This window comes from Solwaraspora sp. WMMD791, from assembly GCF_029581195.1.
Taxonomy (GTDB): Bacteria; Actinomycetota; Actinomycetes; order Mycobacteriales; family Micromonosporaceae; genus Micromonospora_E.
This window is the reverse complement of sequence record NZ_CP120737.1, coordinates 5,617,589-5,639,844: the sequence shown is the minus strand read 5'-3', so window position 1 is coordinate 5,639,844 and position 22,256 is coordinate 5,617,589. Positions and strand designations below refer to the sequence as shown.

General features: G+C 73.3%; 17 protein-coding genes. 8 read left to right on the top strand and 9 right to left on the bottom strand.

Annotation, left to right across the window (positions count from 1 at the left end):
• Positions 1–84: 84 nt before the first annotated feature.
• The 4 genes from O7623_RS25305 to O7623_RS25290 all read right to left on the bottom strand — a co-directional run bounded on the left by O7623_RS25305 (position 85) and on the right by O7623_RS25290 (position 4,726).
• Positions 85–1,932 carry an ABC-F family ATP-binding cassette domain-containing protein gene (locus tag O7623_RS25305; RefSeq protein WP_282225471.1) on the bottom strand — a complete coding sequence of 616 codons (1,848 nt, stop codon included), beginning with the start codon at positions 1,930–1,932 and terminating at the stop codon, positions 85–87.
• The gene (locus O7623_RS25300; RefSeq protein ID WP_282225470.1) at positions 1,932–2,888 is read right to left on the bottom strand and encodes a 4-(cytidine 5'-diphospho)-2-C-methyl-D-erythritol kinase; all 957 of its coding nucleotides are present in this window, start codon (positions 2,886–2,888) and stop codon (positions 1,932–1,934) included. The genes O7623_RS25305 and O7623_RS25300 overlap by 1 nt, the downstream gene beginning before the upstream one ends.
• A 63-nt stretch (positions 2,889–2,951) precedes the next feature.
• Positions 2,952–3,836 carry a 16S rRNA (adenine(1518)-N(6)/adenine(1519)-N(6))-dimethyltransferase RsmA gene (gene rsmA / locus O7623_RS25295; protein ID WP_282225469.1) on the bottom strand — a complete coding sequence of 295 codons (885 nt, stop codon included), beginning with the start codon at positions 3,834–3,836 and terminating at the stop codon, positions 2,952–2,954.
• Positions 3,833–4,726 (bottom strand): TatD family hydrolase, encoded by an 894-nt coding sequence (locus O7623_RS25290; protein ID WP_282225468.1) that lies wholly within the window; start codon positions 4,724–4,726, stop codon positions 3,833–3,835. The genes rsmA and O7623_RS25290 overlap by 4 nt, the downstream gene beginning before the upstream one ends.
• A 175-nt stretch (positions 4,727–4,901) precedes the next feature.
• Here O7623_RS25290 and O7623_RS25285 point away from each other — a divergent pair, with 175 nt between their 5' ends.
• Positions 4,902–6,191 (top strand): hypothetical protein, encoded by a 1,290-nt coding sequence (locus O7623_RS25285; RefSeq protein ID WP_282225467.1) that lies wholly within the window; start codon positions 4,902–4,904, stop codon positions 6,189–6,191.
• A gap of 6 nt (positions 6,192–6,197) precedes the next feature.
• On the opposite strand, the gene O7623_RS25280 is transcribed toward O7623_RS25285, so the two are convergent.
• Positions 6,198–6,329, bottom strand: coding sequence for a hypothetical protein (locus O7623_RS25280; RefSeq protein WP_282229704.1), 132 nt, complete (start codon positions 6,327–6,329; stop codon positions 6,198–6,200).
• A 174-nt stretch (positions 6,330–6,503) separates the two neighbouring features.
• On the opposite strand from O7623_RS25280, the gene O7623_RS25275 reads away from it, so the two are divergent.
• Both O7623_RS25275 and O7623_RS25270 read left to right on the top strand, forming a co-directional pair.
• Complete coding sequence (locus O7623_RS25275) at positions 6,504–7,481, top strand: hypothetical protein (protein ID WP_282225466.1); 978 nt, start codon at positions 6,504–6,506, stop codon at positions 7,479–7,481.
• Positions 7,482–7,726: 245 nt separating this feature from the next.
• A complete protein-coding gene (locus O7623_RS25270) occupies positions 7,727–9,295 on the top strand; it encodes a glycosyltransferase family 39 protein (protein WP_282229563.1) in 1,569 nt (522 codons plus the stop codon).
• A gap of 296 nt (positions 9,296–9,591) precedes the next feature.
• Here the strand turns inward: O7623_RS25270 and O7623_RS25265 are convergent, their stop codons facing one another.
• Genes O7623_RS25265 through O7623_RS25255 form a run of 3 tightly spaced genes read right to left on the bottom strand, consistent with a single transcriptional unit; the run spans position 9,592 to position 13,888 of the window.
• Complete coding sequence (locus O7623_RS25265; RefSeq protein ID WP_282225465.1) at positions 9,592–11,505, bottom strand: PAS domain-containing protein; 1,914 nt, start codon at positions 11,503–11,505, stop codon at positions 9,592–9,594.
• Positions 11,506–11,564: 59 nt separating this feature from the next.
• Positions 11,565–13,136, bottom strand: a complete 1,572-nt coding sequence (locus tag O7623_RS25260; RefSeq protein ID WP_282225464.1) for a HAMP domain-containing sensor histidine kinase — start codon at positions 13,134–13,136, stop codon at positions 11,565–11,567.
• Entirely contained in the window at positions 13,136–13,888 is a 753-nt protein-coding gene (locus O7623_RS25255) for a response regulator transcription factor (RefSeq protein ID WP_282225463.1), read from the bottom strand. Before O7623_RS25255 ends, O7623_RS25260 begins: the two co-directional genes overlap by 1 nt.
• A 204-nt stretch (positions 13,889–14,092) precedes the next feature.
• On the opposite strand from O7623_RS25255, the gene O7623_RS25250 reads away from it, so the two are divergent.
• From O7623_RS25250 to O7623_RS25240, 3 genes are read left to right on the top strand one after another with little or no spacing between them, the layout of a single operon-like run.
• On the top strand, positions 14,093–14,980 hold the full coding sequence (locus tag O7623_RS25250; RefSeq protein ID WP_282225462.1) for a polyphosphate polymerase domain-containing protein: 888 nt from the start codon (positions 14,093–14,095) through the stop codon (positions 14,978–14,980).
• Positions 14,981–14,986: 6 nt separating this feature from the next.
• On the top strand, positions 14,987–15,664 hold the full coding sequence (locus O7623_RS25245) for a DUF4956 domain-containing protein (protein WP_282225461.1): 678 nt from the start codon (positions 14,987–14,989) through the stop codon (positions 15,662–15,664).
• On the top strand, positions 15,664–17,310 hold the full coding sequence (locus O7623_RS25240) for a CotH kinase family protein (RefSeq protein WP_282225460.1): 1,647 nt from the start codon (positions 15,664–15,666) through the stop codon (positions 17,308–17,310). The genes O7623_RS25245 and O7623_RS25240 overlap by 1 nt, the downstream gene beginning before the upstream one ends.
• A 21-nt stretch (positions 17,311–17,331) precedes the next feature.
• On the opposite strand, the gene O7623_RS25235 is transcribed toward O7623_RS25240, so the two are convergent.
• On the bottom strand, positions 17,332–18,180 hold the full coding sequence (locus O7623_RS25235) for a serine hydrolase (RefSeq protein WP_282225459.1): 849 nt from the start codon (positions 18,178–18,180) through the stop codon (positions 17,332–17,334).
• A 120-nt stretch (positions 18,181–18,300) separates the two neighbouring features.
• Between O7623_RS25235 and O7623_RS25230 the strand changes: the two genes are divergently transcribed.
• Positions 18,301–18,714 (top strand): TIGR03618 family F420-dependent PPOX class oxidoreductase, encoded by a 414-nt coding sequence (locus O7623_RS25230; RefSeq protein ID WP_282225458.1) that lies wholly within the window; start codon positions 18,301–18,303, stop codon positions 18,712–18,714.
• A 126-nt stretch (positions 18,715–18,840) separates the two neighbouring features.
• Positions 18,841–21,831: a glycine--tRNA ligase gene (locus O7623_RS25225; RefSeq protein ID WP_282229562.1), complete on the top strand. Its 2,991-nt coding sequence runs from the start codon at positions 18,841–18,843 to the stop codon at positions 21,829–21,831.
• Positions 21,832–22,256: the final 425 nt, after the last annotated feature.

The following is a 22,256-nucleotide window of genomic DNA, read 5'->3' as shown; positions in this document are numbered from 1 at the left end:
TCTCCAACGCCGGACGGGGGGTGGTCGCCGACGATTGTCGCTCATGGGTCAGCGGCCACGAAGGGTGGCCCTGCCCGGCGCGGCCTAGCTCACCTGCTCGGCGAGCGCCAGCCACTCCTCCTCGACCCGGCTGCGTTCGGCCTGCACCTGACGCAACCGGGTGTCGAGCTCGGAGAGGCGGCTGAAGTCGGTGGCGTGCCGGGCCAGCTCCTCGTGCAGCGCCGCTTCCTGCTGCTCCAGTTTGCCGACCTGACGTTCCAGCCGGGCCAGCTCCTTGCGGGCCGCCCGCAGGTCCCCCGCGCTGCGCCCGCCGGCGGCACCGGCGCTGCCAGCGCCCGCCGACGTCGGCCCACCGTCCGGCGCGGTCGACCCGGACGAACCGGGGCCCGACGTGGCCGGCCCGGTGGCCGGGCCGCCGCTGCCCGCCCGCGCCAGGTACTCGTCCACCCCGCCCGGCAGGTGCACCAGGCGACCGTCACCGAACATGCCGTACACCTCGTCGGTGACCCGCTCGATCAGGTAGCGGTCGTGGCTGGCCACGATCAGCGTCCCCGGCCACGAGTCCAGCAGGTCCTCCAACGCGGCCAGGGTGTCGGTGTCCAGGTCGTTGGTGGGCTCGTCGAACAGCAGCACGTTCGGCTCGGCGGCCAGCAGCCGCAGCAACTGCAGTCGGCGGCGTTCGCCACCGGACAGGTCCCCCACCGGCGTCCAGAGCCGCCGGTCGGTGAAGCCGAACATCTCGGCGAACTGGGTGGCGGCCAGCTCCCGGTCACCGAAGACCACCCGGCGGGCGACCTCCTCCACCGCCTCCAGCACCCGCAGCTCGCCGGGCAGTTCGGCCAGCTCCTGGGACAGGAACGCCGGGCGGACGGTCGCGCCGGTGACCAGCTGGCCCTGCTGCGGGGTCCGCACCCCGGCCAGCAGCCGCAGCAGCGTGGTCTTGCCGGCGCCGTTGGCGCCGACGATCGCGATCCGGTCCCCCGGGCCGATCCGCCAGGTCAGGCCGTCGAGGATCAGCTTGTCCCCGGCGTACGCGGTGACGTCGTCGAGTTCGTAGACCTGCTTGCCGAGCCGGGCGGTGGCCAGCCGGTGCAGCGAGACGGTGTCCCGGGGCGGCGGCACGTCGGCGATCAACGCGTTGGCCGCCTCGATGCGGAACCGTGGCTTCGACGTACGCGCCGGCGGTCCGCGCCGCAACCAGGCGATCTCCTTGCGCAGCAGGTTCTGCCGGCGGGCCTCGGTGGCCGCCGCCACCCGCTCGCGTTCGGCGCGGGCCAGCGTCCAGGCGGCGAACCCGCCCTCGTAGGCCCGGACCGTCTGGTCGGCGACCTCCCAGGTGTCGGTGCAGACCTCGTCGAGGAACCACCGGTCGTGGGTGACCACCACCAGCGCGCCCCGCCGTCGCTGCACCAGGTACGCGGCGAGCCAGGCCACTCCGGCGACGTCCAGGTGGTTGGTCGGCTCGTCGAGGATCAGCAGTTCGGCCGGGCGGATCAGCAGCGCGGCCAGGGCGATCCGGCGCCGCTCGCCGCCGGACATCGGCCCCACCGGCTGGTCCAGGCCGAGGTGACCCATGCCGAGACCGTCCAGGACGGTCCGCACCCCGGCGTCGCCGGCCCACTCGTGCTCCGCGCCGAACCCCTCGGGCAGCCAGGCGGTGCCGAGCACCACGTCCCGGACGGTCGCCGTGGCGTCCAGCGTCAACGTCTGCGGCAACGCGGCGACCCGCAGGTCCCGCCGGTGGGTGACCCGCCCGGAGTCGGGCTCCTCGGCCTTGGTCAGCAGCCGCAGCAGCGTCGACTTGCCGGCACCGTTGAGGCCGACCACCCCGATCCGGTCGCTGTCGTTCAGGCCGAGGGAGACGTCGGTGAGCAGTTGACCGACCGCACCGTAGCCCTTGCCGACCCGGTCCAGATTGACGATGTTCGCCATCAGACCAGCCTGGCCCCGGCGACGGCACCGTGCACCAGATGCACCGTACGGCAGACCCCGGCGTCGGTCAGCGCGTCCGCAACGGTCTGCGCGTCGGCACCGTCCGCGGCGAGGAACACGCAGGTCGGGCCGGAACCGGAGACCAGGCCGGCGAGCGCGCCGGCGGCCACCCCGGTCTCCAGCACCCGGGTCAACGCCGGGCGCAGCGACACCGCGGCCGGCTGCAGGTCGTTGCCGAGGGCACCGGCCAACACGTGCGGATCCCGCTGGCGCAACGCGGCCAGCAGGTCGTCGGCGGGGCCGACCGGCGCCGGAGCGGCACCGACCGCCCGCAGCCGGTCCAGCTCGGCGTAGACCTGCGGGGTGGACAGGCCGCCGTCGGCGACCGCGACGACCCAGTGCCAGGTGGTGGGGCGGGCCAGCACCGGGCTGACCGCCTCGCCCCGCCCGGTGCCCAACGCGGTGCCGCCGTGCAGCAGGAACGGCACGTCCGAGCCGAGCCCGGCGGCCAGCCCGGCCAGCTCGTCGCGGGACAGCCCGATCCCCCAGAGTTCGTCACAGGCGACCAGCGCGGCGGCGGCGTCCGCGCTGCCGCCGGCCAGGCCACCCGCGAGCGGGATCTGCTTACGCAGGTGCAGCCGGGCATGGGCCGGCACCCGGGCGTGCGCGGCCAGCGCGCGGGCGGCCCGCAGCACCAGGTTGGAGTCGTCCAACGCCAGCTCGCCGGTGCCTTCGCCGTCCATGGTCAGGATCAGCGTGTCGGCCCGGCGGGCGGTCAGTTCGTCGTAGAGCGCGATCGCGTGGTAGACCGTGTTGATCTCGTGGTAGCCGTCCGGGCGCAGCGGGCCGACCGCCAACCTGAGGTTGATCTTGGCCGGCACCCGTACCTTCACGGAAGCGCGGGCACCGCGCCGGGAACGCTCGTCGTCGTCGCCCGGCCGCCACGCCTCGGTCACCGGGGGAATCCCCCGCTGACGCGGGCGGCACGCGGAGCTCTCGTCACGATCACGGCCGCCAGCCTACTCGGCCACCGGAGCGGCCAGCGGCGCCGCTGCGGCGATCGCGGCGAACTGCGCCACACCCAGCGCCTCACCCCGCGCACCCGGTGCCACCCCGGCCGCCGTCAGCACCTGCGCCGCCCGGTCCGCACCCTGCGCCCAACCGGCCAGCGCCGCCCGCAGCGTCTTGCGCCGCTGCGCGAACGCCGCGTCGACCACGGTGAACACCCGCCGCCGGAACTGCTCCGACGTAAGCCCCGGTGGCGGTGACGGCGGCTGCCGGCGGCTGAACGCCACCAACCCGGAGTCGACGTTGGGCACCGGCCAGAACACGCTCGGCGGGACCCGGCCGGCGTGGCGGGCGGCCGCGTACCAGGCCAGCTTCACCGACGGTACGCCGTACGTGCGCGAGCCCGGACCGGCGACCAGCCGGTCAGCGACCTCCTTCTGCACCATCACCAGCCCGTGCGCCAGGCTCGGCAGCTCGGCGAGCAGGTGCAGCACCACTGGCACGGCCACGTTGTACGGCAGGTTCGCCACCAGCGCGGTCGGTGCCGGCGCACCGAGATCGGCGGCGGTGATCCGCAGCGCGTCGGCGGTGTGCACGGTCAACCGGGCCAGGTCACCGCCGCAGTCGGCGACGGTCTGCCCCAGTGCGCCGGCCAGCACCGGATCGATCTCCACCGCGTGCAGGTGCGCCACCTGGTCGAGCAGACCCAGGGTCAACGAGCCGAGCCCCGGGCCGACCTCCAGCACCACCGCGCCCGGCGACAGGTCGGCGGCGGCCACGATCCGCCGTACCGTGTTCGGGTCGTGCAGGAAGTTCTGCCCGAGCCGCTTCGTCGGTGCCACCGACAGCCGTCCGGCGAGATCCCGGATCTGCGCCGGGCCGAGCAGCTCGGTCACCGGCCCGCCCACGGCCCGAAGACCCGGTCACCGGTGGCCGAGATCGCCGCGCACAGCTCGTCGAGCCCGGTGCCCGTCACCTCGGCCAACGTCCGGACCGTGTGGGGCACCAGGTAGGAGGCGTTGGGCCGGCCCCGGTGCGGCACCGGCGTCAGGTACGGGGCGTCGGTCTCCACCAGCAGCTGGTCCACCGGGGTCACCGCGGCCGCCGCCCGCAGGCCGGCGGCGTTGCCGAAGGTCACCGTACCGGCGAAGCTCAGCACGAAACCGCGCCGGACGCACTCGGCGGCGAACTCCGCGTCGCCGGAGAAACAGTGCATGACGACGGTCTCCGGGGCACCCTCGGCGTCCAGCACCCGCAGCACGTCGGCGTGGGCGTCCCGGTCGTGGATCACCAGTGGCTTGCCGTACCGCTTGGCGATCGCGATGTGCGCCCGGAAGCTTGCCTGTTGCGCCGCCCGGCCGTCCGGCCCGGTCCGGAAGTGGTCCAGCCCGGTCTCCCCGACACCGCGTACCGCGTCGACGGCGGCCAGCGACTCGATGGCGCGCAGCGCCTCGTCCAGGTCGGCCAGCCGGGGCGCCTCGTTGGGGTGCAGCGCCACCGTGGCGACCACCGCCGGCACCCGCGCGGCCAGGTCGGCGCCCCACCGCGACGAGTCGAGGTCCACTCCGACCTGGACCAGCCGGTCGACCCCGACCGCCGCCGCCTGCGCGAGCAGCGCCGCCACCGGGTCGCCGGCCGCCCGGCCGGGCGCCGACGGCTCGGCGACGGTCAGGTCCAGGTGGGTGTGGCTGTCGATCACCGGTACGGGCAACGGCTCGGGTGGCGGCGGGAACTCCCCGGCCCGGCGGGCCGCCCGTTCACGGCGGGTCTCGGCTGGCTGCGTCATCGTCGTTTAGCATCACACGGCCCGGGCCGCCCCCGGCACCGGCCCACCCGTGCGGCGGCGGCGGTGCGGCTACCCGGCGGCGGGTGCGGGCCCTGCGACGCGACGGCGGCAATGGACATCCTGCGGTAACCGCGTGTTCACCCGGTGCCGTGACTCGCCGACTACCTTGAGCGAAGTGACCGTGAGCTCTGCGCGCGGCGGCGTCACCGACGCCCCGATCGGCCTGCGGCTGCGTTTCGAGGGCGCGGTCTACCCGGCCGAGGAAATCGCCCGAGGTGCGGCGTACCGGCTGACCAGTGCCGACCCGGCGCCCGGTTTCCGGCCCGACGACCGCGGCCGGTGGTTCCGGTTCGTGCACGCCTGCGAGGTCGGCCCGGTGCCCGGCGGACCGACCGTCGGTGCCGGCGACTTCACCGGCGGCGGTGCTCCGGCCGATGACACCGACCGGGTCGACGCGACCCCGGACACCCCGCTGATGGTGCCGCTGACCAAGGCGGCCAGCTGGCACGACCTGCACCAGCTGAGCCAGACGCCGGCCGGTGACGGCGACCCGGCGATAACGGCCGTACGCCGTACCGCCACCGTGCGGCGCGGTACCCGGATGATGAAGGTGCTCTCCGGCCGGCAGGCCGCCGGTTACCTGCGCGGCTGGTCCCCCGCCGGCTTCTGCTACCGCGAGTACGACATCGCTCACCTGCGTACCCCGGCGGACCTGGCCCTGCTGCGCACCGACGACGGGGCCGGGCGGGACAACCTGGAGGTGGCGTACGCGCTGCGCTGGCGGGCCATCGGAGCCGCCGACTACGAGATCCCGGTCGGGTCGGCGTACCGGGGTCTGGTGGCCATGCCGCCGCGCGACCGGATCGGGCCGCCGGTGCTCGGCACCGGATTCACCCCCAGCGAGCACCACCTGATCCCGGAGTTCGTCACCGCCGGCTGCACCGACCTGCCGCTACCGGCCAACGCCACGCTGCTGGCGTACACCCCGGACGGTGCCGAGGTGGTGCTCTACACGTACCAGCCGGAGCAGCGTGGCTGGATCCGGATGGCCGGCCCGCAGCGACGGCACCTGCTCGACGGCATCCCGGACGTACCGTCCGACCAGGAGTACCTGCGCACCGGCGACCTGCCGCAGTCGACCCAACTGGTCGGCACCTACCAGGGGCAGCCCTACGAGGCGGTCGCCGACCCACCCCGCGAGTTCCGGGTGCTGGCGATGACCCGGGCCGCCCGCTACCCGGTGGAGTCGCTGGCCCGGCGGCTGCGCTTCACCACCTGGCGGGACGCCCGCTGCCAGGTGCTGCGCCAGGAGTCCGGGTGGAGCCGGCTGCGGCTGTGCCGGCCCACTCCCGAGGCGGTCGCCGCGCTCGGTGCCCAGTGCCACGAACGCGGGCTGTACGAGGTCTGGGCACCGACGGCGGAGATCTCCGACGAGAGCCCGACCGACCTGCCGTACGAGTGGTGAGCAGGCTCAGCCGCTGAGCCGGGCCAGCTCCTCGTCGACGATCGACTCGTCGAGCCTGCGGAACACCGGCTTCGGTGCGGCCAACGGTCGGCCGACCTCGACCGGAGACGTGGCCGATGTGGCGGCGCCCGTCGGCACAAGGCCAGGCGACCGCCGCGAGAACGTGACTCGTGGCACCAGCCTGATGATTGTCACCGGGCGTACGCGAACGGGTCGACGAGCCTCCCCACCGCGCCGACGCCGGGCCGCGCCGACGCGACACGCCCCCGGGGCTTCGCCCCCACCCCGCCCGCCGGGGTGTCAAATGGCGGGGTGACCGGGGAAGCACCCGTACCGGAGCCGGGCGACGCCCGAGCCGACGATCAGGCTGCGCGGCCGGCGCTGCCGCCGACCGAGCAGTCGTCCCCCGTGCCGCAACGCCGGCCGCCGCGCCGGTCGCGGCTGCCGAGCCCGTGGGCGGCGGCCGGCCCCGAGGCCACCTGGTGGCACGGCGGCGCCGAGCGGGACGGGAGCGCCGGCGTCGAGCACGGCATCGGGACTGCGGCCGGCATCGGGACCGCGGCCGGGACCGGGACTGCGGTCGGGACCGGGACCGGCCCGGTGATCACAGCCGAGGCCGACGCACCGGCAGCCGACACGCCAGCAGCCGACACGCCGGCGGTCACGGTCCGACCGGCCGCGCCACCGGTCACCGTCCGGCCCGTCGCGACGCCGCCGGCCCGACCGGGTACGCCGCCGGCCCGAACGGGTACGCCGCCGGCCCGATCTCCGGTACGAGCCAGCCGGCGTCGGCGGCGGACCCGACGCCCGGCGACCGGGCTGGCCTGGATTCTGCTGGTCGCCGCGGCGGCGGCGTTCCTGGGCTGGGTCAGCGCCGAGCCGCTGTGGCTGGCCGCCGGTCGCGGGACGGCCGGCACCGCGACGGTGACCGGCTGCACCGGTGACGGGCTGGGGCAGCGGTGTCTCGGCGAGTTCGTGGCACCCTCCGGGGACCGGGCCGGTCCGGTCCGGTTGCTCGGCGTACCGCCGCTGGACCGCACGGCCGGCACCGAGCTGGCCGCCTGGATGCTGCACCTCGACCGGGGCACCGCGTACGTGGCCGCCGACCTGGCCGGGCTGCATCTGCGGTGGACGGTCGGCTGGGCGCTGATCGTGCTGCTCGCGCTGGTGCTGGTCTGGGGCAGCGGGGCCCGACGCCTCGCCAGCCGGGCGGCCCGGCGAGGGGCGACCCTGCTGGCCGTGGCGGCGCCGCTGCTGATGGGCGCCGGCTTCCTGGTCGCCGGCTGGTAGCGGACCTTGACGCCGATCATCGATATCGACGACTCGAAATATTATCCGGGGCCGGTAGCTCCCCGTGGCGCTGTCCGGCAGCCTACGATCACGGGGTGATCCCGGCGACAGCTTCCAGCGCGACGAGCGGTGAGTCAGAGGTTTCGGTCACGGCGGCCCGGCCGGCCAGTCCGCCGGACACCGGCCCTGACCCCTCCGGTGGTGCCGGCCCGACCGCCGACCGGGGGTCCCCGGTCGGCGGCGGCCTGCCGGCCGTGGTCCGCCGCCGGCTGGCGCCGTTGGACAACCGGCTGCGGCCGTGGTCCTGGCTGGCCACGGCGGCGGTCGTGTTGATCGCCGCCGTGCTGCGGCTGGTCAACCTCACCCACCCGCCGGGCCTGATCTTCGACGAGGTCTACTACGCCAACGAGGGCAACGAGCTCCTGCAGTACGGCTTCGAGTGGGACGAGCAGAACAACACCCCGGCGTACGTCGTCCATCCCCCGCTCGGCAAGTGGATCATCGCGCTCGGCATCCGGCAGTTCGGTTTCACCGAGTTCGGCTGGCGGATCGCGGCGGCGGTCGCGGGCATCCTGATGGTGCTGATCCTCACCAGGACGGCGGAGCGGCTCTTCCGGTCCACCGTCCTCGGCTGCACCGCCGGGCTGCTGCTCGCGCTGGACGGGTTCCACCTGGTGCTGTCCCGCACCGCGCTGCTCGACATCTTCCTGGCGTTCTTCGTCCTCGCCGCGTTCGCCGCGCTGGTGGTCGACCGGGACTGGAGCCGGCGACGGTGGCTGCGGGCCATCGAGTCCGGGCTCGACCCGAGCCTGCCCGGTCGGGCCGGCCGCCCGCCGGTCGCGGTCCCCTGGTGGCGGCTGCTGGCCGCGCTGCTGCTCGGCTGCGGGCTCGCCGTCAAGTGGAGCGCGCTGTGGTTCATCCCGGTCTTCGGCCTGCTGGTGGTGCTCTGGGAGGTCGGTCTGCGCCGCTCGGTCGGCGCCCGGCGGCCGTGGCGGGACACGATCGTCGACGAGGTGGGCTGGTTGCTCCTCGGCGGGGTGCTGATCCTCGCCACGTACATCGCGAGCTGGTCGGGCTGGCTGGGCACCGACGGCGGCTATCTGCGGCACTACCGGGCCGACAACGGCATGAGCGAGGCCCCGGTGATCGGGGCGCTGCAGAACCTGTGGCACTACCACACCCAGGCGTACGGGTTCCACAGCACGCTGGAGACCGAGCACCGGTACCAGTCGTGGCCGTGGCAGTGGCTGCTGCTCGGCCGGCCGGTGGCGTTCTACTGGTCCGACCAGACCAACTGCGGTGCGCCGAGCTGTGCCGGCGAGGTGCTGCTGCTGGGGACGCCGCTGCTGTGGTGGTCGTTCCTGCCGGCACTGGCGGCGCTGTTCTGGCTGGGCATCGCCCGGCGGGACTGGCGGGCCGGGGCGATCCTGGCCAGCGTCGCCGCCGGCCTGCTGCCCTGGTTCTACTACGCGACCGAGGGCCGGACGATGTTCTCCTTCTACACCGCCCCCGCGCTGCCGTTCCTGGTGCTGGCGGTGACGTACGTGCTCGGTGCCATCGTCACGCCGGCCGATGCCCGACCGGCCGAGGCGCTGCCGGGTGGGCGGGGGGCCATCGGCGGTACGCCCGGTGCCGAGACCACCGGGCAGGATCCGGCGAGCAACGACCGGCGGATGATCGGGGCGGTGATCGTCGGAGCGTACGTGCTGCTGGTGGCGGTCTGTTTCGCGTACTTCTATCCGATCTTCGTCGGCGAGGCGCTGCCGTACGAGGACTGGTCGAGCCGGATGTGGCTGGGCGGTCGCTGGATCTGATCGGCTGGCGACGGGTCGCCGTCAGCCGATCATGGACCTACTGCACACATTAGTCCACTGTGCTCTACCGAAGACCGTCGAAGCGCTGGTGGAGAGGGCTGCCGGAAAGGGCGCTACGCACAATAAAGCGCGCCCCGATCGCCTGCCACGGGGGAAGCGGGCGATAGGGGCGCGCATGGAAATCTTATGCCAGGCCAACGGCACGGCACAACGGGGCAACCGTAGCTAGTTTGCGCTTCAGCACGGAACGGAACAACGGACCAAACAGGCATTTGACCACTTAGGCTGATTTGCTGTCAGCGGAACCTGTCCCGCAGGCTCCGCCGGTTGCGGCCCGGGGCACTGCGGTCGAGCCGACGACGGGCCAGTTCGGACTCGTACCGCCGCTGGTCGGCGACGTCGCTCATGGTCAGCACCAGGCCCCGCACCCCCGGTACCTGACGTAGATCCCGACAACGCACCTCCAGCAGCACGTGGCTGCCGTCCGGCCGGCGTAACACCCACTGGGCACCGACCCCGGTCCCGTCGGCACCGGCCGCAGCCGTACCGGCCCGGTCGGCACCGGCCGTGTCTCTACCGGCCCGGTCGGCCGCCGCGGCGAGGGTCCGCGCCACCTGGGCATGATCGTCCGGATGCACGACCTCCCGCCAGTGCGCCAACAGCGGCGGCTCGACCCCGAGCAGCCGGCCGACGGGTGGGCTGGCGTACCGGATGCGATCGTCGGCCCCGATGACCAGAACGGCGTCCCCCGCACCACCGACCGCCAGATCCAGGTAGCGGTCCCGGTCCCGGCGGGCCGCCTCCTCGGTCGCGGCTATCCGGTGCACCGTCAACGCCGCCTGGGCCGCCAGCACCTCGACCGCGTCCTTGGCGGCGACCAGCGCCTCCGGGTCGGCGGCGACCAGCAACGCCGTACCGGAACCCGCGGTCGGCTCCGGAGCGGCCAGCGACGCCACCAGGACCGCCGGGGCGGTGGCGAACCGGCCCGCCAGCTCCGGATGCAGCAGCCGGGCCGGAACGATCCGGGTACGGCGGTCCACCGCGTCGACCGGCAACGGATGGTCGATCGCCAGCTGCGGCTGCCAGTCGGCGACGTCGACCAGCCCGGGGTCCGACTCCGGACGCCGCACGGCGAACAGCAGGTCGTAGTGGATGCCCGCCGGCAGCAGCCGGGCCGCCGACTCCCGTACGGCGACCGCGACCTCGCCGACCGTGGCGGCCGCCAGCAGCCGGCTCCCCGCCTGCCGCAGCGACCGTTCCCGGTCCAGCGCGGCGCGGTGCCCGGACACCGAGTCGGCGACCCGGGTGGCCGCCAGCAGGGTGGCCAGCCCGGCGACGGCGGCGGCGACCAGCCCGTCGGTCAGCAGCGTCGGCCCGGCCGCGAACGCCTGGATCACCAGCAGGACCGGCACCGTCAGGCAGGTCAGCGTGACCAGACCGACCCGGGTCGCGGCGACCTCGTCCGGCCCCGGCGGCGTCACGGTCGCCAGCCGGGCCATGAACGGATGCAGGGCCGCCAGGCCCCAGGCGACGTAGAAGACGAACCAGCCCAGCTCGGCCGGGCCGCCCGGCCGCCAGCCGTCGCCCAGCTCCGCCACCGCGTAGGCGACGTCGGCGGCGAGTATCCCGGCGGCGCCGACGGTCAACCCGACGACTGTCGGGTCCCGCCAGGCGACCGCCGCCAACCGCAGCATCGCCACCAGCACCAGCACCCCGCCGAGGCTGTGGACCACCCGCAGCGCCTTCTCCGCCGCCGGTACGTCCACATCGGCCACGACCGGGCCGATCAGCACCGTCCAGGCGACCAACCCGACCACCAGGACCAGTACCAGGGTGTCCAGCAGACCGGACCGGTCGCGCAGCGCCACGGTGGCCCGGGTCAGGCTGAGCACCCCGGCGGCCAGCAGCCCGAAGGTCGCCAGGTAGGCGATCTCGGCCAGACCGGCCAGCCAGTCACCGGCCGCCCCGGAGACCAGTAGGGACAGTTCGTAACAGACGTCCCCGACGGCCAGCGCCGCCGCACCGGCCGCCAGCAGCAGCCAGGGCCGGCGACGCGGCGGCCGGTGCCGGCGGATCCCCCAGCCGACCGCGGCGACGGTGACCGCGCCGATGGCGCCCCACCAGAGCGCGGCCAGTGACGGCACCGCGAACACCGCCGCCCCGAGGGCAGCCTGTGCCGCGAGGTAACCGGTCAGGACGCGTCGCGGCAACGACAACTCCTTCATGCCTGCGGCCGACCGGCCCGGCAGCGCCGGGTCACAGCGGCCGGTTACAGCATGAGCGTCGCCACGGACCGGCACAACACCGGGCCGGGCAGCAGCACCCGGAACACCGCGCCACCGCCGGGCCGGTCGAACAGCTCGATCCGGCCGCCGTGACCGTCCACAATGGCGGCAGCGATCGCCAGCCCGAGCCCGGACCCGCCGCCACCGGCCCGGGTCCGGCTCGGATCGACCCGGTAGAGCCGTTCGAAGATCCGACCGGCGTGGACCTGTGGCACCCCGGGGCCGGTGTCGGCCACCTCGAACACGGCCACCGGCACGTCGGCCGACAGGTCCCGGCCGACCGCCGCCAACAGTCGGCCGGGTGTGGCGTCGACCCCGACCCGGACGGCGCCCACCCGTACCGTGATCTCGGCCTGCGGCCCGGCGTGCTGCTGGGCGTTGGCGACCAGGTTCGCGGCGACCTGACGCAGTTGCGGCTCGTCGCCGGCGACCGAGACCGGTTGCAGGTCAGGTGCGGCGTCGCTGCCGCCCGCGCCGGCCGCCGCCATCCGTACCGGCCGGTCGGGGTTGCGGGCGTACGCGTCGCGGATGGTGTCCGCGGCGACGGCGAGCAGGTCCACCGGTCGGCGGACCGGCTGCCGGCGGTGGTCCAGCCGGGCCAGCATCAGCAGGTCCTCGACCAGCAGACCCATCCGGGCTGCCTCCGCCTCGATCCGGCGCATCGCCTCGTCCAGTTCGGGGCCGGGCGGCGCTCCGCCGCGGCGGTACAGCTCAGCGAAGCCACGGACCGACGTGAGCGGGGTGCGCAGCTCGTGCGAGGCGTCCGCGACGAACTGCCGCAGCCGTTGCTCGGAGGCGGTCCGCGCGGCGACCTCGGCCTCGATCCGGTCCAGCATCGAGTTCAGCGCGCCGCCGAGCCGGCCGACCTCGGTGTGCGGGTCGGCGTCGGCCACCCGACGGGACAGGTCACCGGCGGTGATCTCCGCCGAGATGTGTCCCATCCGGGTCAGCGGGCGCAGCCCGAGGCGGACCGTGGCCGCCGCGCCCAGGCCGAGCAGGAACAGGATCAGCAGCACCACCGCGACGTCGATCGCCAGCAGGGTGTCGGCGGTCGCGTCGACCTGGCGCAGCGACACCCCGAGCACCGCGACCCCGCCGTCGGCCCGGCTGACGGCGAGGACCCGCCAGGAGTCGTCGCCGTCGGTCGCCGCGACGGTGTAGGGGCGGGCGGTGGCCGCCCGGGCGGTCAGCTGCGGGTAGTCGCCCAGCTGCGGCAGCGCGACGTCCGGGTCGGAGGCGGCCTGTTGGACGAGGGTGCCGTCGGGGCCGTACAGCAGAGCCACCTGGGCCGGCTGCAACGAGGACCCGGGGAACAGCCGGGGGCGGGGTCCGTCCGGGTCCAGCGACGGCGGGGCCGCGCTGGCGTACGGCCGGCTCATCAGCCGCAACTGCTCGTCGACCCGGTCGGTCAGGCTGCGCCGCAGCAGGACGAACCCCGCCGAGTTGGCCAGCACCAGCGCCACGGCGGTCAGCGCCGCGGTGACGACCACCAGCCGGGACCGCAGGGTCCAGTGCGACCACCGGCGTACGGCGAACCGGCGTGCCGACGCCGGCATCAGTCGTCGGCCGAGCGGGGCAGCCGCAGCGTGTAGCCGACCCCCCGGACGGTGTGGATCAACGCCGGCTCCTCCTGGTCGATCTTCTTGCGCAGGTAGTAGACGTACGACTCGACGATCCGGCCGTCCCCGCCGAAGTCGTAGCTCCACACCCGGTCCAGGATCTGGCTCTTGCTCAGCACCCGGCCGGCGTTGACCATCAGGTACCGCAGCAGCTTGAACTCGGTGGGCGACAGGTCGATGCGCCGGCCTGCCCGGCGTACCTCGTACGCCTCCTCGTCGAGCTCCAGGTCGGCGTAGCAGAGCACCCGGTCGCCGGGGCCGGGCTCGGCGGTCACCCCGGCACGGCGCAGGATCGCCTGGATCCGCAGCACCACCTCCTCCAGGCTGAACGGTTTGCTGACGTAGTCGTCGGCACCGACGGTCAGCCCGGCGATCCGGTCCTGCAGGGCGTCGCGCGCGGTCAGGAACAGCACCGGTACGGGCCGGCCACCCCGGCGCATCACCCGCGCCACCTCGAACCCGTCCAGGTCCGGCATCATCACGTCGAGGACCACCAGGTCCGGTTCGAACTCCTCGACGGCGACGAGCGCGGCCCGGCCACCGTCGACGACCCGTACGTCGAACTGGATCAGCCGGAGCGTGGCGGCCAGCAACGCGCCGATGTTGGGTTCGTCGTCGACGACCAGGATCCGGGGGTGCCGGCTGGTCCCGGACCCGGCTGAGCGGCTGCTCGCGGCGGTTGGCGTCATGAGCCATGCATAACGGCGGAGTCTCGGAGCGAGCTGGGAGCCGGCTGTGGGTTCCTGGGAAGCCGACGTCTGCGCCAGCCGACACCGACGCGTCAGATTCCGTACACCTGATGTTCGCAGTCCGTTCCGAGGTTGTTTTGATCTCGCTGGTGTTTCCTCACCTTCGCACCGAATCGGCCCTACCTGAAGGTGAGGACTCCGCCTATGCGCCCCGAACCGGCGTCAGCGACATCGACCAGCCCCGGCGACGACCGGGCAGGGCACGCGCTGCGCGGTGCCTCCCGGCTGCACGCGTTCAACCGGTACGAGATCAAGTACCTGGTCGACAATGCGGCGGTGTCCGCCCTGCGGGAGCGCCTCGCCCGCCGGCTCGACCGGGACAGCCACGCCGGCGTCGACGGGTACGGCGTGTGGAGCCTCTACTACGACACCGACGACCTGCGCTTCTACTGGGAGAAGATCGAAGGGCTGCGGTTCCGCCGCAAGATCAGGATCCGGCACTACGGCGACCGGACCGGCATCGACGACGACACCACCGTCTACGTCGAGATCAAGCAGCGGGTGAACCGGGTGACCCAGAAACGACGGATCGCCCTGCCGTACCGGCTGGCCCGCCGGCTCTGCGACGACCGCGCCATGATCGAGCACGCCCGCCCACAGCGGGGCTTCGTCCAGGAGGTCCTCGGCCTGGTCTCCGGCCTGCAGCTGCGCCCGGTGGCGATCACCGGCTACCAGCGGCAGGCCTTCGTCGGCTCCGGTGCCGACCTGGGCCTACGGGTCACCCTCGACACCCGGGTACGCGGCCGCGACCGCGACTTCCACCTCGGCGCCGACGCCGAGAACCGGTTCATCGTCCCGCCGTGGCGCTCCATCATGGAGGTCAAGGCGAACGAACGGGTGCCGTACTGGCTGACCGACCTCGCCGCCGAGGCGAACCTCTCCGTCGTCCGGGTCAGCAAGTACTGCCAGAGCGTCGAGGCGTTCGGGCGGGCACCCCGGTCGGTCTTCCACGTTCCGGACGACGAACCCGCACCGGTGGTCGACCGGGCGGATCACGAGCTGCTCACCATCGGCGCATCGGCGAAGGGCTGAACCGACATGGAAATCACCTTCCAGGATCTGTCCAGTACGTTCAGCCTCGGCGACATCGCCGCCTCGCTGGCACTGTCCTTCGTGCTCAGCGCGATCATCGGCTGGGTCTACCGGGCCACCCACCGCAACGTGTCGTACAGCCAGTCGTACGTCCAGACCCTGATCATCCTCGGCATGCTGATCTCGCTGATCATGCTGGTCGTCGGATCCAACATCGCCCGGGCGTTCGCCCTGGTCGGCGCACTGTCGGTGGTCCGGTTCCGCAACGCGATCAAGGAGACCCGCGACGTCGGTTTCATCTTCCTGGTGATGGGCATCGGGATGGCCTGCGGCACCCGGTTCTATCTGCTCGCGGTGATCGCCACCATCGCCATCTGCCTGATCATCGTGGTGATGCACCGGTTCAACTGGTTCGCGCTCAACGTGCAACGCCAGGTGGTCAAGGTGCAGGTACCGCCGGACGGCGACCACACCCAGGGGATCCAGGACGTGCTGCTGCGGCTGACCTCCGAGTTCGAGCTGGTCAGCATGGAGTCGATCCGGGGCGGAGCGCTGACCGAGTTGATGTACACCGTACGGCTGAAGAAGGGATCCGAGCCGGGCGAGCTGATCGCGGCGTTGAGCGAGCTGACCGCAGGACAGCGGGTCACCGTACTCACCGGCTACGACCAGACGGACCTGTGATGGCCCGCCGACGGCTCCGACACCGGATACCGGTCCGCGTACGGCACAACTACCGGCTGCTGGCCAGCTGCGCGACCTTCCTGCTGGTGATCACGGTCGGGCTGGGCAGCACCCGGGTTCGGCCGTACGTCACCAGCGCGGCCGACGCCGCGACGGACGTGGTGACGGTCGACATCGCCGGCACCGTCGACCTGTTCGACTCGACGGTGGCCCACGAGATCACGCTGACCTTCGCCGACGCGGACTACCAGCGGATGCTCGACGCCTACTTCGACGACGGCGAGAAGGAGTATCTGGAGGCCGACCTCGTCGTCGACGGGACCACGATTCCGAGCGTGGGCATCCGACTCAAGGGCAACTCCACTCTCGGCGGGCTGACCCGCGACGGTGAGACCGCCCAGCGTGGCGGCGCCCAGTTCGACGGCGGGGCACAGTTCGGCGACGGGGGCGCCCAGTTCGGCGGCGGCGACGGTCCGCCCGACGGCGCACCGCAGGGCGGCGACCGGCCCGGCGGCGGGATGGGCATGGGCAGGGCGGGGCTGGCTGCCGAGGAGCCGGAGACGCTGCCCTGGCTGATCAGCTTCGACGAGTTCGTCGAAGGGCGGCGCTACCAGGGGTTGCAGGAGATCGCGGTGCGGGTCGGCGGGATGGGCGGTGGCAGCGCGGTGGCCAACGAGGCGCTGTCGCTGTCGCTGCTGGCCGCCGCCGGCATGACCACCCAGCGGTACGCGTACAGCGCGTTCACGGTCAACGACCGGCCGGCCACCGCCCGGCTCGTCGTGGAACACCCGGACGCGCACTACGCCGGGTCGCTCGGCGGCAGCGGGGTGCTCTACAAGTCCCTGGCCAGCGGTTCCTTCACCGATCAGGGCGCGGACGTGATCGACTACCAGGACGACTTCAAGCAGATCAACCTCACCGGCAGCCAGGACCTGCAGCCGGTGATCAACCTGATCCGCTGGACGGCCGAGGCGTCCGACGAGGAGTTCGACGCCGAACTGGCCGACCATCTCGACGTCGAGGCGTTCGCCCGGTACGTCGCCGCGCAGAACCTGCTGCTCAACTTCGACGACATGGCCGGTCCCGGCCGCAACTACTACCTCTGGTACGACCTGACCACCCGGAAGTTCACGGTGATCAGCTGGGACCACAACCTGACGTTGCGCGGCGATGCGACCCTCGGCCCACACGACACCGTCAGCATGGGCGGCGGTCGGTTCGGCGGCGGGCAGGCGCAGGAGGGTGGCGAGCAGCAACAGGAGGGCGGGTTCGCACCGCCGGAGGGGTTCGAGCTACCGGAGGGCTTCGCACCGCCTGAGGGATTCGAGCCGCCGGACGGATTCCAGCGGGGCGACGGCGGCGAGCGCGGTGCGGCACAGCAGGGTGGTGGCCCTGGCCGGTCGATGGGGCACCCACTCAAGGAGCGGTTCCTGGCCAGCGACGCGTTCACCGAGGTGTACGAGGCCGCGTACCGCGATCTCTATCAGCGGATGTTCGCCAGCGGCGCGGCGACGGCCGCGCTGGACGGCCTGGCCGCCGTCCTGGCCACGGTCGACGGCGCCGACGCCGACGCGGTCACCGCCGAGTTGGACCAGCTGCGGACCGTAGTGACGCAACGTACCGAGAGCCTGCGCGACCAGGTGTGACGGGTGGGTGGGCGTCGGCGGTCAGCCGCCGTCGCCCACCCGGCCCGCCGCGACCGCGTCGAGCATCACCCGACCGAGAACGGCGTGCGCCTCGACCGCCGGGTGGGTGGCGCCGTAGTTGTCCGGGTCGTCGAGGCCGTCGGCGAAGAACGCGTACGCCAGGGCCGGCGCGCCGTCGGTGTCGACCATGATCCCGACCTCGTGCCGGGCGGCTCCGGCGGCGTCGACGTCGGCGCCGTGCTTGGTGGCCACCCGGGCGCGCTCGGCCGACGACATGGCACGCCGTACGCCGTCGTGGTAGCCGGCGGCCCCGCGCAGCACCCGCAGCAGGAACCGGCAGGACCCGTCCCGCAGCAGGGTCCGCCCGGCCAGGCCGGTGAGCAGGTCGTGGGTCTCCCGGGGGGTGGTGACGCCGAGGAGGAACCGGTGCGGGTCGGCGACCGGTTCGACCCGGGTACGGGCGAAGCCCTTCGCCGCCAGGATCTCGTTGATCTCCCGCGCCGCCGCCACCCGGCCGCACAGCCGTACCGCCGTGTTGTCCGACACCAGCAGCATCGCGGTCAGCACGTTGGCGACGGTGACGGCGTCGCCCCAGACCCCGTGCAGGTGGTAGATCCCGCTGCCGCCGAGGATGTCCGGGGCGGCCAGGTCGAGCCGGTCGTCCAGACGCAGCAGCCCCCGGTCGACCTTGTCCAGCACCGCCACCGCCACGGCGAGTTTCTGCACGCTGTAGCCGGGCATCACCCGGTCGGCGTCGTCGGTCAGCACCGGTGCCCAGTCGCCGGCGGCGCTCGTCCGGCTGACCAGCGCGCACCAGCGGCCGCCGGCGCGCCGACGCTGCCGCGCGTAGCTGCGCCGGATCCGTTCCACGCTGGGGATTCTGCCACCGGCCACGGCACCGCCGGCGCGGCCGTAGAGTCGGCGACAGCGGAGCCGACGCCCCGGACGCCGGGCGGCTCGCGCATGTCACCGGACCGAAGGGAGCGACACATGGCCAGACCCCCGCTGCCGCAGGAGATGGTCGAGATGCTGGGCCGGCCCAATCCGGCGGTGATGGGTACGGTGAGCCCGCGCGACAACGCTCCGGTGACCGTCGCCACCTGGTACCTCTGGGTCGACGGCCGGGTGCTGCTCAACCTCGACGGCCGGCGCAAACGGCTGGCCCACCTGCAGGCCGACCCACGGGTGTCGCTGACCGTGCTCGACCGCGACTCCTGGTACCGGCACGTCAGCCTGCACGGCACGGTGGAGCTGACGCCCGACCCCGACCTGACCGACATCGACCGGCTGGCCCGGCACTACACCGGGGACCGCTACGCCGACCGGGAGCATCCCCGGGTGTCGGCGTGGCTGACGGTGTCGACCTACCACTCCTGGGGCTTCGACAAGGCCCTCGGCGACTGACCCGCAGAGGCCGGGTAACCCGCGGCGGCCGGGTAAATAGAATGGCCCGGAATCATCCGCCGCCGGTGTGACACACCCCCCGGGGTCGCCGGCCGTCACCGAACCTGGGAGTCGATCGTGCTGACGATGCAGGACGCGCTGGCCCGCCTCGCGGCGTACTGGGCCGAGCAGGGCTGCCTGACGGTCCAGCCGATGAACACCGAGGTCGGTGCCGGTACGCTCAACCCCGCCACCTTCCTGCGGGTGCTGGGGCCCGAGCCGTGGCGGGTCGCGTACGTCGAACCGTCGGTGCGCCCGGACGACGCCCGGTACGGCGAGAACCCCAACCGGATCCAGACCCACACCCAGTTCCAGGTGATCCTCAAGCCGGAGCCCGGCGACGCGCAGGAGCTCTACCTGGGCAGCCTGGCCGCGCTCGGCATCGACGTGGCCGCGCACGACGTCCGGTTCGTCGAGGACAACTGGGCGTCGCCGGCGCTGGGTGCCTGGGGGCTGGGCTGGGAGGTCTGGCTGGACGGGCTGGAGATCACCCAGTTCACGTACTTCCAGCAGGCCGGTGGGATCAACCTGGACGTGCCGTCGGTGGAGATCACCTACGGCATCGAGCGGATCATGATGGCGCTGCAGGGGGTGCGGCACTTCAAGGAGATCGCCTACGCACCCGGCGTCTCGTACGGCGAGATCTTCGGCCCGGGCGAGTACGAGATGAGCCGCTACTACCTCGACGACGCCGACGTCGCCACCAACCGGCAGCTGCTCGACCTGTACGCCGCCGAGGCGCAGCGGATGATCGACGCGGGGCTGCCGGTGCCGGCGCACAGCTTCGTGCTCAAGTGCTCGCAGGCGTTCAACGTGCTCGACGCCCGGGGTGCGGTCTCCACCGCCGAGCGGGCCACCGAGTTCGCCCGGATGCGCCGGCTCGCCGGTGAGGTGGCGCAGCTGTGGGTCCGCCGCCGTGAGGAGCTGGGGCACCCGCTCGGTGTCGTGGCCCCGGCCCCGCCCGGCCAGGCGGACACGTCGGCCGGCACGTCGGCGGGGCAGGCGGCGGACGCCGACGCGGCCCGGCAGCTGGTGTTCGAGATCGGCACCGAGGAGATGCCGCCGTCGGAGGTCCGCTCGGCCCGCCAGCAGGTCGCCAGGCTCGTCACCGACCGGCTGGCCGCCACCCGGCTGACGCACGGCGACGTACGGGTGCTGGCCACCCCGCGCCGGCTGGTCGCGATCGTCGACGCGGTCGCTGCCCGCGAGCCGGACCACACCCGCACGGTACGCGGCCCGAAGGTCGCCGCCGGGTTCCGCCCGGACGGCACGCCCACCCCTGCGGCGGCGGGCTTCGCCCGTTCCCAGGGCGTCGAGGTGAACGAGCTGGCGCAGGTGGAGATCGGCGGCGTACCGCATCTGGCGGTGCTGCGCGACGAGCCCGGCCGCCCGGCGGCGGAGGTCCTCACCGACGTGCTCGCCGGGGTGGTCACCGGTCTGCGGTCGGCGAAGAACATGCGGTGGCGGGATCCGCAGTTGGCGTTCACCCGGCCGGTCCGCTGGCTGCTGGCGCTCTGGGGTGACGCGGTGGTGCCGGTGGAGGTGTCCACGGTGGCCGCCGGCCGGACCACCCGGGTGCATCGGACCGCGGCCACGTCGACGGTCGTGGTGGCCGACGCGGAGAGTTACCTGGCGACGGTGCGTGACGCCGGGATCGTGGTGGACCCGGACGAGCGCCGGGAGATCATCGCCGCCGCCGCCGGGGAGTTGTCCGGCAGCGTCGGCGGCCGGGTCGACCTGGCCGCCGAGGCCGGGCTGCTGACCCAGGTGGTGGATCTGGTCGAGCAGCCGACGCCGCTGCTGGGCGACTTCGAGCAGCGGTACCTGGAGCTGCCGGAGGCGGTGCTGGCGACGGTGATGCGCAAGCACCAGCGGTACCTGCCGGTGCGTGGCGCCGACGGGGAGCTGCTGCCGCACTTCGTGGCGGTCGCCAACGGCGCCATCGACACCGACCTGGTGCGGGCCGGCAACGAGGCGGTGCTGCGGGCCCGGTACGAGGACGCGGCGTTCTTCTACCGCGCCGACCGGGCCACCCCGGTGGCCGAGTTGCGGTCCCGGCTGGACCGGTTGACCTTCACCGACAAGCTGGGGTCGATGGCCGAGCGGGCCGACCGGATCGCCGGGCTCGCCGGGGAACTGGCCGAGCTGGTGACGATCTCCGAGGTGGACCGGCAGACGCTGGCCCGAGCCGCCGAGCTGGTCAAGTTCGATCTCGGTTCGCAGTTGGTGACCGAGATGACCAGCCTGGCCGGGGTGATGGCCCGCGACTACGCGGCGCACGCCGGCGAGTCGGCGGCGGTCGCCCAGGCGGTCTTCGAGGCGGAGCTGCCGCGTAGTACCGGGGACCAGCTGCCGCAGTCGCTGCCCGGTGCGGTGCTGTCGCTGGCCGACCGGTTGGACCTGGTGACCGGGTTGGCCGCCACGGTCGGCATGCCGACCGGCAGCAGTGACCCGTTCGCCATCCGCCGGGCGGTGCTGGGGCTGTTGGCGGTGCACCGCAGCCAGCCAGGGCTGGCCGGGGTCTCGCTGGCCGACGGGCTGGCGGCGGCGGCCCGACGCCAGCCGGTGCCGGTAGCCGACGCGGTGCTGGCCGAGATCGTCGAGTTCCTGACCCGCCGGGTGGAGCAGTTGCTCACCGAGGAGGGTCAACCGGTGGACCGGGTCCGGGCGGTGCTGCCGCACGCCGACCGGCCGCAGCTGCTGGACCGGCTGCTGGCCCAGCTGGACCGGCTGCTCGGCGACGCGCAGTTCCGGGCGTTGGCCGAGGCGGTGCAGCGGGCCCGGCGGATCGTGCCGGCCGAGGTGCCGGCCAGCTACGACCCGGCGCTGCTGACCGAGCCGGCCGAGGTCCGGCTGCACGAGGTGGTCAAGCAGGTGCAGGCCGATCTGGACCACACGGTGGATCTCGACCGGTTCACCGAGATCGCCGGCCGGTTGACCGACCCGGTCAACGCCTTCTTCGACGACGTGTTCGTGATGGCCGAGGACCAGCGGCTGCGCCAGGCCCGGTTGGGCCTGCTCGCGACGGTCGCGGGGCTCGCCGCCGACGTGCTGGACTGGCCGCAGCTGCGGATGTGACCGTACGGAGACACGGACGCGACCGGCCAGGTCGACGGATGTGACCGCCCTGGGGCCAGATCGTCTCGGGGTGTAACGCGCGACGAGCCGATCCACCCTCGACCCCCGGGTGACCACGACAAGGGCGTCGACCTGCTGTTCTGCTGCCCCGCCAGCGTCGCCATGATCGCTGGCGGGGCGTCGCGCGCGACCTCGGTTATAAAACCGTTACATAATCAACTCTTGCCGGAAACAGAGCCAGCAGTCCCTAATTTGTCCAACGGCTTAACAAAACATCGGTGAACGGGTCGTGGCAGCGCGTTCACCGAGCTAGACGGGAAGGCCATCGGCGGGTCGGCCCGGCACCCCCTGTTCACCAGGACGAGGAGACCCCGTGTCCCGAACCCGCCGACGCCATGCTTCGCGTGGCCCCATCACCGCGACAC

What these genes read in the sequence shown, in the direction of transcription:
- O7623_RS25290 (WP_282225468.1), bottom strand. Translation starts at nt 4,726, where the DNA reads ATGACGCAGCCAGCCGAGACCCGCCGTGAACGGGCGGCCCGCCGGGCC.
- O7623_RS25240 (WP_282225460.1), top strand. Translation starts at nt 15,664, where the DNA reads ATGGCCCGCCGACGGCTCCGACACCGGATACCGGTCCGCGTACGGCAC.
- O7623_RS25305 (WP_282225471.1), bottom strand. Translation starts at nt 1,932, where the DNA reads ATGGCGAACATCGTCAATCTGGACCGGGTCGGCAAGGGCTACGGTGCG.
- O7623_RS25250 (WP_282225462.1), top strand. Translation starts at nt 14,093, where the DNA reads ATGCGCCCCGAACCGGCGTCAGCGACATCGACCAGCCCCGGCGACGAC.
- O7623_RS25225 (WP_282229562.1), top strand. Translation starts at nt 18,841, where the DNA reads ATGCAGGACGCGCTGGCCCGCCTCGCGGCGTACTGGGCCGAGCAGGGC.
- O7623_RS25230 (WP_282225458.1), top strand. Translation starts at nt 18,301, where the DNA reads ATGGCCAGACCCCCGCTGCCGCAGGAGATGGTCGAGATGCTGGGCCGG.
- O7623_RS25255 (WP_282225463.1), bottom strand. Translation starts at nt 13,888, where the DNA reads ATGACGCCAACCGCCGCGAGCAGCCGCTCAGCCGGGTCCGGGACCAGC.
- O7623_RS25245 (WP_282225461.1), top strand. Translation starts at nt 14,987, where the DNA reads ATGGAAATCACCTTCCAGGATCTGTCCAGTACGTTCAGCCTCGGCGAC.
- O7623_RS25260 (WP_282225464.1), bottom strand. Translation starts at nt 13,136, where the DNA reads ATGCCGGCGTCGGCACGCCGGTTCGCCGTACGCCGGTGGTCGCACTGG.